This window comes from Jiangella asiatica (assembly GCF_004349065.1).
GTDB lineage: Bacteria > Actinomycetota > Actinomycetes > Jiangellales > Jiangellaceae > Jiangella > Jiangella asiatica.
Window position 1 is genome coordinate 115,034 of record NZ_SMKZ01000017.1, and the last position, 15,582, is coordinate 130,615.

Genomic DNA, 15,582 nt, shown 5'->3' on the forward strand with positions numbered 1-15,582 from the left:
GGCAGCTGCTCACCCCCGGAGTAAAGATGTGCCGCACTCTGGCTGTTCTGCAGCAACGCGACCATGAGGAAGGTCACCATCGTGGTCATCGTGTTGATGATCAGCTGCCAGGTGGTTGCCGATGACGACCTGGCGCCTCGCCGGTATGAATTCTGGTGTCCCCGCCCGGGCAAGCCAGGATGCCCGAGCGGAGGCGTGGCGGATACCCCGACCACTTTGCATTCATGCCCCATTGACGCCGTTCAACGTATCGCAACCCGCGAAGCCGGACATCGCAGCCTTCAAGGCGGCACCTACGCGGCGCCGGTGTGTCGGCCGCCGTGGTCTCGCCTTCGGGTCAGCAGTCCCCGGACTCGCTCAGCCTGGGACGGTCGGTACTCGGCCCAGCGTTGCAGCATCGCCGCGCGCAGTTGCTCGGACTCGCTCAGAGCGTTGACCAAGTCGTCCTCGGTCAGCAGCGGCGCCCATTCGTCACCGTTGAGCTGCCGCCATTCGCCGACGCGGACCGACGTGCCGTCGTCGGTCTCGACGCCTACATGCAGGACCACGGCATGCGGCCAAGTAGCGCGACCACACCCGATTGTCCGCACACGCGAGCGCTGGGTGGTAGCCGACGTCGATGCGGTCTAAGTCCTTTGCCGATGGGTATTGCGTGGAGGACCACCGGAGAGGGGCAGCGCGTGACGGATCTCATCGCCGAGTTGAACCAGGCCCTGTACCTGGCTACGCCAGCGGAACGCCGGGCGTTCATGAGCGCGCTGCTGCCCACCATCAGCCGCTGGCTGACGGAGTCAGTCGAGTCCTGCGCCGAAGCGAGCGAGGACGAGCGGCAGTGGCCGGACGTGGTGGCGGCGCAGCTGATCGAGCCGGTCAGCGCCACGATCCGGCGGGTCAAGGGGGCCGGGCCGGCACCGGAAAGAGGAGCGCCATGGGCGAGCGACCCCGTAGGCACCAACGAGCGGTCGTGACCGGCGGGGCCGGTTTCCTCGGTTCGCACGTGTGCGACGCCCTGGTCCGCGCTGGTACCCGGGTTGTGTGCCTCGACAACTACGTCACGTCGTCCTCGGCCAACCTGGCCGGACTGGTGGACCATCCGCTCTTCGAGATGGCGCCGGGCGACGTGTCCGAGCGGGTTGAGGTGGCCGGGCCGGTGGACCTCGTGCTGCACCTGGCGTCGCCGGCGTCGCCAGCCGACTACCTGCGGCTCCCACTCGAGACGATGCGGGTCGGCTCCGCCGGCACCACGAACGCGCTGGAGCTGGCGGTCGCCAAGGGCGCACGGTTCGTGCTGGCCTCCACCTCCGAGGTGTACGGGGACCCGCAGCGACACCCGCAGCCGGAGAGCTACTGGGGGAACGTGAACCCGATCGGGCCGCGCGCGGTGTACGACGAGTCCAAGCGCTTCGCCGAGGCACTGACCACTGCCTATCGGACCGATCGAGGTGCCGACACTGCGATCGTGCGGCTGTTCAACAGCTACGGCCCGCGGATGCGCGCTCACGACGGGCGGGCGGTGCCGACGTTCATCCGGCAGGCGCTGGCCGGCGAACCGATCACCGTCGCCGGCGACGGCACCCAGACGCGGACGCTGTGCCACGTCAGCGACACCGTCCGCGGCATCCTGGCGATGGCCACCAGCGAGCACGAGGGACCGGTCAACATCGGCGGCACGGACGAGGTGACGGTCCTGAAGCTGGCCCACCTGATCCGGTCGCACACCGGCTCTCGTTCCCCGATCCGCTTCGTCGACCTACCGCAGAACGATCCGCGGCTGCGCCGACCCGATCTCGACCGAGCACGGACGCTCCTGGGCTGGCAGCCGAGCGTCTCGCTCGCCGACGGTCTCGCCGACACGGTGCGCTGGTTCGCGTCGCGCAACGGCGCGGGTCACGTCAGCGGGGACGACGCTCGGGGCGTGGCGGCGAGCAGGCCGTCAACGGCCGCCAGCACCTCGTCGATTTGAATAGTCTCCAACGCTGGGTCCAGTCGATCACCGTGCGGAACGCCGAGAGCGGCCTCGACCGGTCGGCATCACGGCGCACCTCGTGTCCACCGGCGATTCAGGCCGGCCCGGCACAGCCGGCGGGGTCGGACCCGAAGGCCCAAGGCGGCATGGGTGCAGTGGCGCAACCACGCGGTGGCTCCGCGGCCCGCGGCCGTGCAGGTTCACCGCCAGCTCCGGTCGTGGCCCGCTCCAGGCCGGCACCGCCAGCTCCACAACCGGCAGCAGCTCGTCGACGCAGCCGATCAGCGGCACCAGCGCGGCCAGCCCAACCCCCCGGTAGACCAGTGTTACGGCCACGAACTCTCGACCGACGGGGTGACGACCAGCTCGCGGATCTCGCAGCCTGCCGGCTGGTCCAGCGCAAACAGCACCGCGCGGGCCACGTCGGCCGGCCGGTTCAACTTGGCGTCCGGCGGCGGCTTGTACTGCTCGTCGCGGCCGTCGAAGAACGGGGTTTCCATGCCGCCCGGCACGAGCAGCGTGACACCGATCCGCCCGGCAGTCTCGGCGGCCAGGGCACGAGTGAAGCCCACGACGCCGAACTTCGACGCGCAGTAGGCCGTGGCGTCGCCGACGGCCCGCAACCCCAGGGTGGAGGCGACGGTGACCACGCGGCCATGCCGCCGTTCCAGCTCGGGCAGCGCCGCTCGTACCACCCGGGCGGTCCCGATCAGGTTGACCAGCAGCACCCGTTCCCACTCATCCGCCGGGACGTCCCCCAGCCGGCCGCACGAGTCGACGCCGGCGCACGTGACCACGGCGTCGAGTCCGCCGGTACGTTCCCGCGCGGCGCGCACCGCCGGCTCGACGGCGCTGCCGTCGGCCAGGTCGGCCACGACGTGCTCGACCGGGCCCGGCGGCGGCACCCGATCGAGCACGACGGGCCGGCCGCCGGTGTCGGCCACGGCCTGGGTCACCGCCGCACCAAGCCCCGACGCACCCCGGTGACCAGCACTGCTGCTGTCATGGATCCTCCTCGTCGTCCTCAGAGCCGTCGGTGCTCCGAGCCGGTCCGGGCCAGTGCAGCCACCAGCGACGTCGTGGAGCGGCCCGTCACGTACGGCAGCGTCACCACCTGGCCGCCCCACTCGTCCATGACGCCCGATTCCGGGAGCTCCGCACCCGCGTAGTCGCCGCCCTTGGCCCACACCTCCGGCCGGAGCCGGCGCAGCAGCCGCCGCGGCGTGTCCTCGTCGAAGATCTCGACGGCGTCGACGCATGATAGCGCCTGGAGTACCCGAGCACGGTCCTCGGCCGGCATGACCGGCCGGGCCGCGCCCTTCAGTCGCCGCACGGACGCGTCCGAGTTCACGCACACGACCAGCGCGTCGCCGAGCCGACGGGCCTCCTCGAGACAGGCGACATGGCCGGCGTGCAGCAGGTCGAAGCAGCCACCCGTCGCGACGAGCGTCCCGTGGTGCGCGTGCACCTCAGCGGCGACGTCCGCGGCCGAACGGGCCGGCGGGCCGGTCGACCCGTCGCCCGCCGCCCACGACGCTGTCGACGACGTCATCGTCTCGTCCGGCGACGCCGACACCGCGTTGGCGCCACCCGCGCGGACGTATGCCGTGGCCGCCTTGACGGCGCCCTGCACGGCCTCGCCGGTAACCCGGCCGGCGCCGAGTAGCATCGCCGCGGCGGCCGCGAACGCGTCGCCGGCGCCGCAGGTGTCCTGCGCGGCCACCGGCGGCGCGGGCACCACGACGGGGGCGCCGGTCCCGTAGGCCAACAGGGCGCCGCGCTCGCCCATGGTCACCGCGACCGCGCCCGCGGCCCAGGCGTCAACCAGCGCCGCGGCCCACCGGGCGGTGCGGGTCCATGGTCCAGCGACGGTGTCCAGGCCGGGCGCCACGCGGCGAGCCCAGCCGTCGGCCTCGTCGAGGTTGGGCGTGACCAGCTGCAGGCCGGGGATGGGCGGGGCGCCATGAGGATGCGGGTCCCACACCACCGGTCGCTGTCGCGGCAGGGTTTCCAGCAGCCAGCGGACGCTCGGCACTGCGGTGATGCCGCGGCCGTAGTCTGCGACCAGCACCGCGTCGGCGGTGGAGAGTGCGTCCACGGCTGGGCGGGTCAGCTCGCCGACGGCGTGCAGGCCGCCGCTGTCCAGCCGGACGACGGACTGTCCGCCGGCGCGCACCCGGCGCTTCACCGGTGTGCTGCCCTGACAAGTCACGGGGTGTAGGTCGACCCGGCCGGCGAGCAGGTCCCGCAGGACGGCCGCCGCCTGGTCGTCGGCCATCGGGGTCACCAGCGAGACCTCGGCCCCGCCGGTGGCCGCCAGCCACGCGGCCAGCGCTGCGCCACCGGGCCGTGGCACTTCGATGACGTCGTCCACGACGGGGACGGGGGCGTCCGGGCACAACCGGTTCACGGCGCCGACGAGGTCGGTGTCCAGCAGTGCGTCGCCGAGGACGGTGAGTCGCACGCCCATCACGGCACCTCCGTCGGCAACGCCGACCTGGCCCGCTCGCCGTCATCGGCGGCGTCGACGCCGGGGGCCAGAACGTGCACGTCGCTGCCTTGGCCGCGCGGCCTGGCGTGCTCGGAGACGAGTGCGATTCTCATCAGGTCACCCTTTCCGCGGCCGGTTCGAAGTCTCGGGTCAGCTGGGCGACGGCGCGGACCACGTCGTCCGCCGTCACCGGCATCAGGCAGGGATGCCCGGGGACGGAGCATTTCGTCACCCGGCTGCCGCGGCAGGGCGCGCGCTGGTTTCCGAGGACGACCCGCGGAACCCGGTACGGAGCCCAGCGCGACGCCGGCACCGTCGGCGCGAACAGCGACACAACCGGGGTTGCGGTGGCGGCGGCGAGATGCGCTGGCCCGGTGTTGCCCACCACGAGGACGTCGGCGCCGGCCAGGACGGCGGCGAGCTCGGCCAAGCTGGTCCGGCCGCCCAGGTCGGTGGCCGCCCCGTTCCCGGCGACCGCCCGGGTCAGCTCCGTCTCGGCGGGCCCGCCCGTCACCACCACCCGCCGCCCGGCCGCGTGCAGCGCCCGCGCGGCGGCGGCGAACCGGTGCACCGGCCACGCCCGAGCCGGGACCGACGTCCCGGGATGCAGCACGACGTAGGGCCCGGGACCGGTCAGCTCGCGTACGTCCGGCAGCGGCCGCCGCACCCGCAGCGCGCCATCGTCGTCGTCCGGGAGGCGGTGACCCGCCGCGACCGCCAGCGACAGCGCCCGTTCCGCCTCCGGCTGGTCGTCGTCCGCCACCTGGTGCCGCAGGTCCAGCAGCGAGCCCGGGTAGTCCTCGCTGACGGCGCCCAAGTACGGCACGCCGGCCAGCCGCAACAGCATGGCCGTCGGCAGCGCCGACTGGTGAAAGGACGTGAAGACCAACGCGGCGTCGTAGCGGCCGGCGGCCAGCCGCGCCACGAGCGCGTCGACGTCGGCGGGATCGACGGCGGGCGGCCACGGATCTATCCACGGGCAGCGCCACGTGATCACCTCCGCGACGCCCGGCAGCAGACCGGCGGCCGCAGCGCCGTTCGGCCCGGCCAGCACCGTGACCCTGGCGCCGCCGGCCGCGACCGCGCGGATCGCCGGACCGGTCAGCAGTACATCGCCGGCATTATCCAGCCGGACGCAGAGCACCCGGGCGCTCACCACACACCGCCGAGCAGCGCGTCGGCGGCACGCGGCAGATCCGGCGCGACGAGCCGGGCGCCGGCCACCTCGTCCGGCCGGGTCCACGGCCCGGGCACCAGCACGCCGGTCGCGCCGGCGGCTTCGGCCGCAACGACGTCGGCACCGATGTCGCCGACCACCGCGCAGCGATCCGCGGCAACACCGAGCGCGGCGCAGGCCGACTTGACCATGCCGGGCGCCGGCTTGCGGCACGAGCACCCGTCGCCGGGGCCGTGCGGGCAGACCTCCCACGTATCGAACGGGCCGAGCAGCTGCTCGACGCGCGCGTTCACCCGCCCTACCTCGGACAGGGTGAGCAGGCCGCTGGCCACGCCGGACTGGTTGGTGACGACACCGAGCCGGATGCCCGCCGCGCGCAACCGGTCCAGCGTCTCCTTGGCCCCCGGCATCGGCTCCACCCGCTGCGGATCGCCGTTGTAAGGGACGTCGCGGACGAGCGTGCCGTCACGGTCGAGCAGCACCAGCTCCGGCGCACCCCGCCAGGGACCGGCGTGGCGGTGCCGGATCAGGCCGCGCACGGTGTGCCAGGTCGCGGCGGCCGGGATGACGGCACTGGTGGCCAGCATCCGGGCCACCTCGCGGTGGTCGCGAGGCCCAAGCGCGATCCGGTCGGCGGCGAACCGCGCGGTGCTGGCCAGCCAGTACGCGGCCGGCCCGAGCGCGGTTCGCCGGTGCCCGCCCGCCCCGAGCGCGGTCGCGGCGGCGGCGGCGGCGGTGGCGGCCAGGTGCTGCGGCCGCCGGCCGGGCGGGGCTCCGGCGGCGCGGCGCCAGGCCGGCCCGTGCAACCGGCGCATGAGCATGTCGTCGGCGTTGCCCGCCTGTGCTTGCAAGCTGACCCAGGAGCCGGCCGGCCGCACCGGATGCACCACGCCGCGGCGGCCGCGCACCAGCGCTCCGCCGCGTCGCATGACTCTCAGTGCCAGGTCGGCGTCCTCCCGGAATGCGCGCGGGAACCGCTCGTCAAACCCGCCGGTGGCGGCCAGCGCGGAGCGGCGGTACGTCATGTCGGCGGTGATCCACAGCGCGGTCTCCAGCCCCGCGGTCGAACGCTCCCAATCCGTCGGCCGGCGGTGCGGCGGCAGCGGCACGGTGACCCGGCCCTGGCTGCCGGCGACGTCGGCGGTGGCGGCAGCCAAATCCTCGGCCAGCCGCTCCAGCCAGTCCGGTGCCGGCACGACGTCGTCGTCGAGGAAGCTCACCCAGGGCGTGCAAACCCGCCGCCAGCCGCGGTTGCGAGCCGCGGCCGGTCCCGCCCGGGTAGTGGAGTCGTCGACGACGATGACGCCGGCCGGCCGCGGCCCGGGGGCGTCCTCCAGCGCCCGCAGCAGCCGGTCGAGACTGGGCCGGCCGATGGTCGGCACCACGACGGTGGTCGGCAGGGTCGTCATGGTCATGCCGCGACCTCCGCGCGGCGGACCACGAACGGCTGGAAGATCGCATTGATGCCCAAGACCTTCACGGATCAACCTCCCGAGCCATGCCAGCGGGCGGCGTGCCCACGCATGCGGTTCGTGTGCCCACTTCTCTCGATGAGAAACGCTTCTCGGAGTAGCGGCTCCAGTAGCGGTTACTGGCGCATGCGAACGGGCTGTTCCGGGAACCGGACGGGCATGCGGATCCTGCTCTGGCACGTGCACGGTGCCTACACGACGGCCCTTGTCCAAGGCGGCCACGACTACCTCGTGCCGGTGACGCCGGACCGGGACGCCGACGGCCGTGGGCGGGCGGACACCTACCTGTGGCCCGCCTCCGCCGTGGAAGTGCCGGCCGGCGAGCTGCGCGATCAGGACATCGACGTCGTGGTGCTCCAGCGCCCGCGCGAGCTGCGACTGTGCTGGGAGTGGACCGGCCGGCGGCCCGGCGTGGACCTCCCGGCGGTCTACCTGGAGCACAACACGCCCGGCGGCGGCGCCGTCACCACCCGCCATCCGGTGGCCGATCAGAGCGCCGTCCCGATCGTGCACGTCACCCACTTCAACCGGCTGATGTGGGACAACGGCGACGCCCGCACCGTCGTGATCGAGCACGGCATCGTCGACCCCGGCTACCGCTACACCGGTGAGCTGCCGCGCGCCGGCGTCGTCGTCAACGAGCCGGTGCGGCGTGGCCGGGCGGTGGGCACCGACCTGCTGGCGCCGCTGGCGTCGTCGGCACCCCTGGACGTCTTCGGCATGGCCACCGGTCAGTTGCACGCCGCGCTGCGGCTGGCTGCCGACCGGCTGCGCACCTTCCCCGACCTCTCTCAGGACGAGATGCACGCCGCGCTCGCCCGCCGCCGGGTGTACGTGCACACCCACCGGTGGACCTCGCTCGGGCTGTCCCTCCTGGAAGCCATGCACCTGGGCCTGCCGGTCGTGGTGTTGGGCACGACGGAGGCGCCGTCAGCGGTCCCGCCGGAGGCCGGGTGCCTCTCGGCCCGCCCGGACCGGCTGGCCGCCGCGGCCGCGCGGCTGCTCGCGGACCCCGACGCCGCCCGGGCCGCCGGCCTGGTCGCGCGATCCGCGGCGCTCGCCCGGTACGGGCTGGACCGGTTCTTGCGCGACTGGGACGCCGTTCTTCACGATCTCCCGCAAGGGGTCGGCCGAACAGACAACGGCGCGGGAATCGGCGCGCGGACAGACCCACTGGTGTGACGACAGGGAGACAAGCAGGCGATTTCGTCGACAACCCAGTGCTCACCCAAGCGGGCACATGAACTTTGGGCAGAGGGTCCAGGTCCACCTGTCCGCGGTGACACGAAAGGCGCAGTAAGTCGGCGACCGCGGCGAGTCGAACCTGGTGAATTGATCCGTCAAACCACTTGCGCCCAGGAGCAAGGTCCGAGGCACTATGGATTTCCGATCACTTTCACCCATGGACCGATCAGCAAGGGCAGACTTCGTTTGTCTGGACCGTGCTCGGTGCGTTGTCGCGGGAGACCGACGTGCCGATCGCGACGGCCGTCACCTTTCCGACCGCCCGCATTCATCCGGTGATCATCGCGCAAGCCGCGACGACGGTGGCGTTGATGACCGATGGCCGGTTCGTCGTCGGTATTCGGGTCTGGTAAGCCCTCAGCGGGCTGGCCGCTACTCCAGGGGCGACGACGGTCGGTGTGTCTGGGACCAGCGCAGATGGGGCTCCAACGGATCGACGTCGAACCGGGCGAGCCGGTGCTTGCCCATCAACCGCGCCACCTCGCCGAGACCGCCGGCGAACATGCCGCAACTGCCGGCCAGGAAGAACCAGACTCCGATCTCCTGCTGAACAGGGCGTTCCCGATCAGCCCGAGCCCCAGGTGGACCTGCGGGAACCGCCAGACCAGCGCGGTCAGCGCCCACCGCTGGCGCCGGGAGAGGTCCTCGGGAGACGCGCCGCGGCGTGGCTGTTCACCCGCGCTCACGCCGACGCGCGGTCCACGAGCTTGACGAAGGTACTGTCGCCACCGCCGGAGCGCTCGGTCTGATAGAGGAAGGCCAGGTCGCGGTCGTCGAATGTGGCGAACCAGTCGTCCCAGCCGATGTGCTCGAGCTCCTCCTCGCCGGCCCCGCCAGGGAAGTCGATGCGCAGCACGCCGCTATCGCCGGACATGGTTCCGCGGATCATGGCGGGACGGCCGTCGTGTTCCTCCACCCAGCGGCGGATCTCGTCGTGGTCGGTCGTGGTTCTGGTCTGCGATGCCATGGCGGCGCTCCCTCGATATCTCAGTGGTGCTACCCGGCGGTGTACCCGCGGGCAGCCCGCTCCATGTGAAGCCGCGGCGGAGACGGCGTGAGCACGGCCTCGGCGTGCGCCGGTCCTAGCCGGCCGCCGAACAGCAGGAAGCCGCCTAGCATCAGCACGGAGGCCATGATCACCCACTGTGCGCCGGCCGGGCCAGCCCGAGGCCGGCGCTGACGGCGGGGAGCGCCACGGTGACGACGCCGACGAACCGATACCGTCACCGGCACGACGTCGCCATCGTCGGCACCATCGACGTCACATGATCGGCACCGTCAATGTCCGCGAACAAACTGGTCGGGTTCATTGGGTAGGCAGTTGGCCGTTGTGCTGCAGTCTGCGATTCCACCAGCGGGGGTGCTCACGTGCCACCTTCATGAGTCGCCGGTGCTCGCGGTGCTGTGCCGCGGCGATGACCGGTACGAGGCCAAGGCACAGCAGCGGTACGTGGCGTGGTGCCGATCGGTTCTCTTGAAGGATCGCCGCCAGTGCGGCAATGCCGGAAACGTACAAGATCGGGTTGTAGAAGCGCATCAGCTCCGGCCCGAGTCCTTCGCAGTCCCTCAGCCATGGCAGGCCGATCGGTGTTCGCTGTCTCGGCCAGCTGGTGAGGTGAGCGATGACCGCCGCGAGGCCGGCGCCGTTAAGGGTTGCGAAGGCCGCGTCGCTGCTCGCCGGCCGAGTGCCAGCGGCTTGCCGGACGGCCTTGGTGCAGGCCGCCCACAGCCCGGCTGCAGGAACGGGTCCGAGGACGGATGCGAGCGGCATCCCGACGCCCGCAGCGAGCTCGAAGAATACGTGCGTCGCGAGCCCGGCCGTGGCGAGCCGTGTCAGTGGCCGCCGCGAATGTGCCGCGTGCCGGCTCGTGCTGGTTGTTCGGAACATCAGCTCGGTGTGGATTCCCGCAATGGATTACCGGTGCTCAGATCCATTGGACCCGCGTACCTTCGAGCTGTCGATGTGGCGAAGCGGTCGACGTCTTCGATCGAGAGCGGCGTGGGATGGAGTGGCGGGGCGGGAGCGCGCGGAACGATGTCTCGTGTTTCACGGTGCTTCCCAGGTCTGCCGGGTAGGCGCCTTGGCCCACGTCGAGCCGCCCGTGCCGTTCGACCGCACGTCGCGCGAGCTGATGCACCGCATGCGCGTCGCTGACGTCAGCAGCCACCGACATAGCTCGACCCCCACGCGCCGTACACTCCTCCGCCACGCACACGGTTTCTCGTTCGCATGACACCCAGGTACCCCACCGTCTCGGGTCAGCACCTGCTCGACTTCGGCTCGGACAAGACGTAATGACTTCGACGATGAGGTGGACATCGGGGTGCCCCCGCCCGCGGGCCGACGCCGGACGATGCCCACGATCACGCGATGGCGTGCCTCGTCGCGATACGCGCAGATCGCGATGGATTGGCCTATGAACAAGCGCCTCGGCGCATGTGAACGGGGAGGTGGGGCAACGACGTAGCCATGGGTTGCCGTTTCGGGCGGTGGCCTCGCCAACCGTTCCCAGGAGGAGCAACGACATGCGTGATCGCTCGAGTTCGGCCGAAGCACTATGGATGGAACGTGCGATCGTCCTGGCCCGGGCGCAGGGCGCATTCAACCTGGTCGGAGGTCTGTGGCCGATCGTGAGCCTGCGCACGTTCGAGGCGGTGTTCGGGCCGAAGCAGGACCGCTGGTTGGTGTTCACCGTCGGTGGGCTGCTGACCACCATCGGCCTCAACCAGCTCACATCGTCCCGGCACCGCGGCGCACTCCGGTTGGCCGAACGCGTCGGCGTGGGCACCGCTGCCTGGTTGTTGGCCATCGATCTCGTCTATGTGCCGGCGGGGCGGCTGCGGTGGACGTACCTGCTTGACGCCGCCGCTGAGGCGGGCTGGTTGGCCGCCTGGGCCGCGAGCCACCGTGCAGGCAGGGCAGCGACGCGGTGAAGTGCGCTGCCGGCGCCATGACAGCTCTTTGGCCACTGCACCCCGGCTACTGCTCAAGAGCCCGGCGGGCCGGCTGGGGCAGGAGCAGTCAACCCAGCCTGGCTGCTGTGGCCGAGGCGGGTGATTGGGCGCCGCTGCTGTCTATGCATCGTCGTGGTGACGGGCGCGGAACCCGTCGAGCCAGTGCGCGAATGCCTCGGCCAGACGTTCCGGCGGGATGCCGTGCTCATCCGCGTAACTGTCGAAGTCGGCCAACGGTGTGCCGAGGATCTCGCCCTCGGTGATCCACTCCACGCCCATGTAATCGCGATGTGGTGGCCGATGGCCGGCACGGCCGACGCACACGCGTTCGTGGCCACGCACTCGGCGACCTTCTCCGCAGGGCAGGAACGCATCGGTCATTCCAGAGACATGCCCGTTTGGCCGTGGTTGAAGCACCCGATCGTTAGGCTGCCTTGTTCAGCTGTACCAGTTCCGCAGCCGCGTAGAAGCAGCCGGGCGACGCGCGCGCCGGTGTGGCCTGCTGCAGTATCGCGCTTGTCATCTCGCTGCTTGAGCGAGATTGATTCGTCAGCCATCCAGCAATGCGCGGCAGACTCTCGACGCGCTCCTCGACCGGGCGACCGGCATGGCGCTACGACGAAATGCGACCTGTCTCGTGCTCGCCCTGGTGGCGAGCGCTCGGCGGACGTACAGCGCATGGCGATAAGCGCATCCGCGATCGGCAAGGCCACGAAGTCTTTCGGCTACGGCATCCACGCCTACAACGTCACCTAGATCACGGCGGCGTTCTTGTCCGGCGGTACCGGGGACGCCACGCTGGTCGCGTTGATGACGTTCGGTGGCGCTCCTCGTGCGGCCGCTGGGCGGGCTGGTTGGGAACCGCTGGGCGACCGGGTCGGCCGCCGCGTTTACGTCGGCCAGCTGCGCCTGCTGATCGGCGCTCGGCTCGGCGGGCGGGTCGACGTGGTGCGCTCGGCGACCTGGCGCAGCGAGTCGTCGACCATGGTGTGGTCGGTGATGAGCATTCGGCCCGGGAGACCCGCCAACTCGGTGGCGGCCTGCGACGGCGGCCTCTCCGGCGGCGATCTCGACGAGGTGCTCTGATGCGCCTGCACGAGGAAGGCCTGGTCTGGTTCCGGTTCACGTATCGGCGACGGACCAGCTGCTGCAGCCTGACGATAATCGTTCGCTCCCATGCCATACCACCGATCCCGGAGCAAGGCACCGAAGATCAAGCTGCTGTTCAGCGGCTGGAACGCTCGAGCGCGGCGAGCCGCCGCTCTACCTCGATCGGGACCGGCCGCCGCCGCAGCAGCCCTCGGGCGGCTCTCGGCAAAGCGGTCGCCACACCAGCACGGCCGTGGGAGGTACGCAATGCGGCGGCAACGCGGGCGAGCGTCACGGGCCACGGCCGACGCATCAGAGCCGTCAGTATGGAGTTCCGCGCGATCAGGCGATTGCGCTCGGACCGGTCGCGCGACGGCTGCGGGTGATGGTGCGCCACGACATGTGGCGCATACACGAGGTCCCAGCCGCTGGCCAGCAGGTCAAGTGCCACTCGTTCCTCCTCGCCGCCGAAGAAGACCACGTCGTCGAATCCGCCCACTTGGAGAAAGGCATCCTTGCGCAGCACAGCGCCGCAGGCGACGAAGCCAACGACTGAACGACCGCCAACCGTCGGCCATGCCGGCAACGATGAGTGAAGCATCTCCGCGCCGATCGGGTCGGGGCGGTTCTCCGGCCCGACGAGTATTCGCCCGGCCACGACGGCCACTGCTTCGTGCTGCTGCAGTATCGAGGCTGCTCGGGCGAGCGCATCGGGAGCCCACCACGAGTCGTCGTCGGCGAAGGCGACGTACGGAGTGTTGGCCAGCAGGACACCGACGTTACGGGCGAGTGCGCCGATGTTGGCCGGCAATCTGACGACGCGAATCTGCGCGAACCGCTCTGTGATGCCGTCGATACAGCCGTCGGTGGAGCCGTTGTCGAGAAGGATCACTGCGCCTCGGTGCAGGGCTATGGTCCGGCCAAGCTGCGCGCCGCCGTTACGCGTGATCACGACGGTCGTGACCAGATCTTCGGGCCGATTCTCCATCGATGGTTCGTACCCGCATGCAGTAGGTCCGGTCACGAACGAGACCGCGGATACGAGTCAGGTGAGCCGATCGGTGACGTGGCCGACGCGTGATCGCGCGCAATGCGCGATGACGTGCTATTTCGAGAGCAGAAAGCGGGCGGCCTCCGATCACTGGTGTGGCACCGCGGATCGTGCGTAGGTAGGCGATGCCGGGGTAGTCGGCCATCGCCGCCACTGGCGCTGAAATCTGAATGGCGTCGCAGGGGTAGAGGACAGCGCTGCCGTGAACCGCGCGGAAGGCGGCGAAGGCTCTTGATGCCGAGTATCAGGATCAGGACTCCGAGCCGTTGAAGAATGCGCCGGGCGAGAGGCGTCCGGACCTGACGAAGGTATCGGACGAGCGTCGCGACGCGGACGAGAAATAGCCGGGGACACGAGTGGCCGGTGCCGGAAACCGGTCGAGGGCGCGGGAAGTGACCGTGATGCCGACCGGAACTGTGAAGTGGTTCGATTCCCGGAAGGGCTACGAGTCACTGAGTCCGACGCGGCGCAATCATGAGCCAGATACCCAGAGCGGTGGCCGCGGCAAAGTTCCATGGCCAGGTCACCCCCTACGCCGCTGCCCGCATGATGCGCGCCGGAGCCGACGGTAACGCGGAAGTTCGGTCGTCGGCGCAGCCGCCTGCAACGGAGCCGCCGTGCCACAAGTTGACCACAGCGGCGAACACAGCCAGAGACCGACGACCGTGGTGCGCCATCGCGCCCAGGAATGCCGGGCCGACATGCCGTGGAGGCCGACGACCACCCCGAGGATGCCCGAGGCGACGTCGCTCCGAACCATTCTGGCGTCCTGATAGTCCAGGGTCGACGGCGCCGACGACCACGGCGTGGCGCGACGATGTTCGATCTCGGCCTGTTCCTAGAACGACAGGGCGACGACGAACGGGCTCAGCGCTGAGTGGCGCCGGGCCGCCAAGCAGTCCGATCTCGCCACCGCCCTGGCCGCGCTTCGACGCCTGCTCGCAGACGCCGTCCTCGCGAGAAGGAACTCGAGCCAGGCCGATCCGATGCTGGGCGGTCGAGCGCCACCACGCGTGCCCGTCGGCGCGCGGCTCGCCGATCTCGCCCATACGATCCTCGTCACCGTCCAGGTCGTTGACACCGGGAATCGGCCGTCCGCGCGACGTCGGGGGCCATGCTGGCAGCCGCAGGGACGCGCCTCTGGCACCGGCCGAGATCCAGGTTCGTGGCCCAACCGTTGGGCCCCACGTTCAAGGTGACGACCTGTTCTCGGCCGATCCGCCCGCGCAAGGGCGCTGCAACACCCCGGCACGACAGCTGTCGTGCTGATGAACGTCGCCGCGACCGGTTCGCCGGGGGGACGATCCCGGCCTACGGCGACCCTCGGCTTCGCCGCGATCGGCGCCGCGGCGGATCTTGCTGACTGCAAGGACCGAAATCGGCATGGAACGAGCCTGCGCACGCCCTTGTAGGGGGAGTGCAGATCAACGCAACGGGTACGTGATCACCAGCGGCTCTCGCGGCTCTTGCATTGGCGATCGTCCGATCGGAGAAGAACGATGTCCAGACACGAGGATCCCGAAGACTATCCAGGAGGCTATGAGGATCCGGCGCAGCGGCCGCGTTCGAAGGCTTTCGAACACGAACGGACCGACTACCAGGACCCTGAGGAACGTCCAGGCAGATGGCCGCCGCGGACGCTTTTCATCGCGGTCGTCGTCGTGCTGATCACCGGGCTCGCCATCCTCGCGATCCTCGGCTATGTCGCGTCCAGGTGACGAGGTGGGTCTCTGTGCGCCGATGGCGGCGATCGTGGCTAGTGCCATGCCGTTGATGAACATGCATCAGCCGAAGACCAGACCGATGGACACGGCTGCGACGGCCGACGCTGCGGCTAGCGGCCACCAGGAGTGCAGGCTGTAGAAGCGGTATTACCCGCCATGGCTTTGGAGGTCTCCACCAGCACCGTTTGTAGGTCAGTGCTGACACCACCCGGACCAGGAGAGCACCCTAGTGTTGGTGGGAGTTGACACCACCCTGGCGGGCGCGCAAGCGGAGCGAGTCCGAGTAGATTGAGCGGAGGTGGGCGTATGTCGGCGACGAAGCTCCTGGTACTCGGTATCGTGCACCTCTCCGGCGGCGCGCATGGCTACCAGGTGCGGTCCGAACTGCAGAGCTGGGGTGCGGAGATTTGGG

General features: G+C 70.6%; 17 protein-coding genes and 3 pseudogenes. 8 read left to right on the forward strand and 12 right to left on the reverse strand.

Going from position 1 to position 15,582, the window contains the following annotated elements:
• Positions 1–35: 35 nt before the first annotated feature.
• Both E1269_RS34245 and E1269_RS13895 read right to left on the reverse strand, forming a co-directional pair.
• Positions 36–113: pseudogene (locus tag E1269_RS34245) on the reverse strand (low affinity iron permease family protein); the annotation flags it as partial.
• A gap of 180 nt (positions 114–293) precedes the next feature.
• Positions 294–548 carry a hypothetical protein gene (locus E1269_RS13895; RefSeq protein ID WP_131895416.1) on the reverse strand — a complete coding sequence of 85 codons (255 nt, stop codon included), beginning with the start codon at positions 546–548 and terminating at the stop codon, positions 294–296.
• A 132-nt stretch (positions 549–680) separates the two neighbouring features.
• On the opposite strand from E1269_RS13895, the gene E1269_RS13900 reads away from it, so the two are divergent.
• Complete coding sequence (locus E1269_RS13900; protein ID WP_131895418.1) at positions 681–968, forward strand: hypothetical protein; 288 nt, start codon at positions 681–683, stop codon at positions 966–968.
• On the forward strand, positions 929–1,963 hold the full coding sequence (locus tag E1269_RS13905; protein ID WP_131895420.1) for an NAD-dependent epimerase/dehydratase family protein: 1,035 nt from the start codon (positions 929–931) through the stop codon (positions 1,961–1,963). Before E1269_RS13900 ends, E1269_RS13905 begins: the two co-directional genes overlap by 40 nt.
• 329 nt (positions 1,964–2,292) lie before the next feature.
• On the opposite strand, the gene E1269_RS13910 is transcribed toward E1269_RS13905, so the two are convergent.
• From E1269_RS13910 to E1269_RS13925, 5 genes are all read right to left on the reverse strand, one after another.
• Positions 2,293–2,922, reverse strand: a complete 630-nt coding sequence (locus tag E1269_RS13910; RefSeq protein ID WP_203433535.1) for an SDR family oxidoreductase — start codon at positions 2,920–2,922, stop codon at positions 2,293–2,295.
• A gap of 68 nt (positions 2,923–2,990) precedes the next feature.
• Positions 2,991–4,436 carry a D-glycero-beta-D-manno-heptose 1-phosphate adenylyltransferase gene (gene rfaE2, locus E1269_RS13915; RefSeq protein WP_131895422.1) on the reverse strand — a complete coding sequence of 482 codons (1,446 nt, stop codon included), beginning with the start codon at positions 4,434–4,436 and terminating at the stop codon, positions 2,991–2,993.
• Positions 4,436–4,570, reverse strand: a complete 135-nt coding sequence (locus tag E1269_RS33825; RefSeq protein ID WP_275264559.1) for a hypothetical protein — start codon at positions 4,568–4,570, stop codon at positions 4,436–4,438. Before E1269_RS33825 ends, rfaE2 begins: the two co-directional genes overlap by 1 nt.
• Positions 4,570–5,613, reverse strand: a complete 1,044-nt coding sequence (locus E1269_RS13920) for a glycosyltransferase family 9 protein (protein WP_131895424.1) — start codon at positions 5,611–5,613, stop codon at positions 4,570–4,572. Before E1269_RS13920 ends, E1269_RS33825 begins: the two co-directional genes overlap by 1 nt.
• Complete coding sequence (locus tag E1269_RS13925) at positions 5,610–7,043, reverse strand: HAD-IIIA family hydrolase (protein ID WP_131895470.1); 1,434 nt, start codon at positions 7,041–7,043, stop codon at positions 5,610–5,612. The genes E1269_RS13920 and E1269_RS13925 overlap by 4 nt, the downstream gene beginning before the upstream one ends.
• Positions 7,044–7,265: 222 nt before the next feature.
• Here E1269_RS13925 and E1269_RS13930 point away from each other — a divergent pair, with 222 nt between their 5' ends.
• A complete protein-coding gene (locus E1269_RS13930; RefSeq protein WP_131895426.1) occupies positions 7,266–8,288 on the forward strand; it encodes a glycosyltransferase in 1,023 nt (340 codons plus the stop codon).
• Between the two features lie 150 nt (positions 8,289–8,438).
• Positions 8,439–8,692 (forward strand): annotated as a pseudogene (locus E1269_RS13935) (LLM class flavin-dependent oxidoreductase); the annotation flags it as partial.
• A 341-nt stretch (positions 8,693–9,033) separates the two neighbouring features.
• Here the strand turns inward: E1269_RS13935 and E1269_RS13940 are convergent.
• The 3 genes from E1269_RS13940 to E1269_RS13945 all read right to left on the reverse strand — a co-directional run bounded on the left by E1269_RS13940 (position 9,034) and on the right by E1269_RS13945 (position 10,239).
• A complete protein-coding gene (locus tag E1269_RS13940) occupies positions 9,034–9,318 on the reverse strand; it encodes a bifunctional DNA primase/polymerase (protein WP_131895428.1) in 285 nt (94 codons plus the stop codon).
• 29 nt (positions 9,319–9,347) lie between these two features.
• On the reverse strand, positions 9,348–9,485 hold the full coding sequence (locus E1269_RS32245) for a hypothetical protein (RefSeq protein WP_162606411.1): 138 nt from the start codon (positions 9,483–9,485) through the stop codon (positions 9,348–9,350).
• 172 nt (positions 9,486–9,657) lie between these two features.
• On the reverse strand, positions 9,658–10,239 hold the full coding sequence (locus E1269_RS13945) for a hypothetical protein (protein WP_131895430.1): 582 nt from the start codon (positions 10,237–10,239) through the stop codon (positions 9,658–9,660).
• Between the two features lie 674 nt (positions 10,240–10,913).
• On the opposite strand from E1269_RS13945, the gene E1269_RS13950 reads away from it, so the two are divergent.
• Positions 10,914–11,285, forward strand: a complete 372-nt coding sequence (locus tag E1269_RS13950; RefSeq protein ID WP_131895432.1) for a hypothetical protein — start codon at positions 10,914–10,916, stop codon at positions 11,283–11,285.
• Between the two features lie 141 nt (positions 11,286–11,426).
• Here E1269_RS13950 and E1269_RS13955 read toward each other — a convergent pair whose 3' ends face one another.
• A complete protein-coding gene (locus E1269_RS13955; RefSeq protein WP_131895434.1) occupies positions 11,427–11,687 on the reverse strand; it encodes a hypothetical protein in 261 nt (86 codons plus the stop codon).
• A 390-nt stretch (positions 11,688–12,077) separates the two neighbouring features.
• On the opposite strand from E1269_RS13955, the gene E1269_RS13960 reads away from it, so the two are divergent.
• Positions 12,078–12,392, forward strand: coding sequence for a hypothetical protein (locus tag E1269_RS13960; protein ID WP_131895436.1), 315 nt, complete (start codon positions 12,078–12,080; stop codon positions 12,390–12,392).
• Between the two features lie 139 nt (positions 12,393–12,531).
• On the opposite strand, the gene E1269_RS13965 is transcribed toward E1269_RS13960, so the two are convergent.
• On the reverse strand, positions 12,532–13,383 hold the full coding sequence (locus E1269_RS13965; protein ID WP_131895438.1) for a glycosyltransferase family 2 protein: 852 nt from the start codon (positions 13,381–13,383) through the stop codon (positions 12,532–12,534).
• A gap of 1,562 nt (positions 13,384–14,945) precedes the next feature.
• On the opposite strand from E1269_RS13965, the gene E1269_RS13970 reads away from it, so the two are divergent.
• Positions 14,946–15,164 carry a hypothetical protein gene (locus E1269_RS13970; RefSeq protein WP_131895440.1) on the forward strand — a complete coding sequence of 73 codons (219 nt, stop codon included), beginning with the start codon at positions 14,946–14,948 and terminating at the stop codon, positions 15,162–15,164.
• Between the two features lie 312 nt (positions 15,165–15,476).
• Positions 15,477–15,582, forward strand: a pseudogene (locus E1269_RS34250) (PadR family transcriptional regulator); the annotation flags it as partial.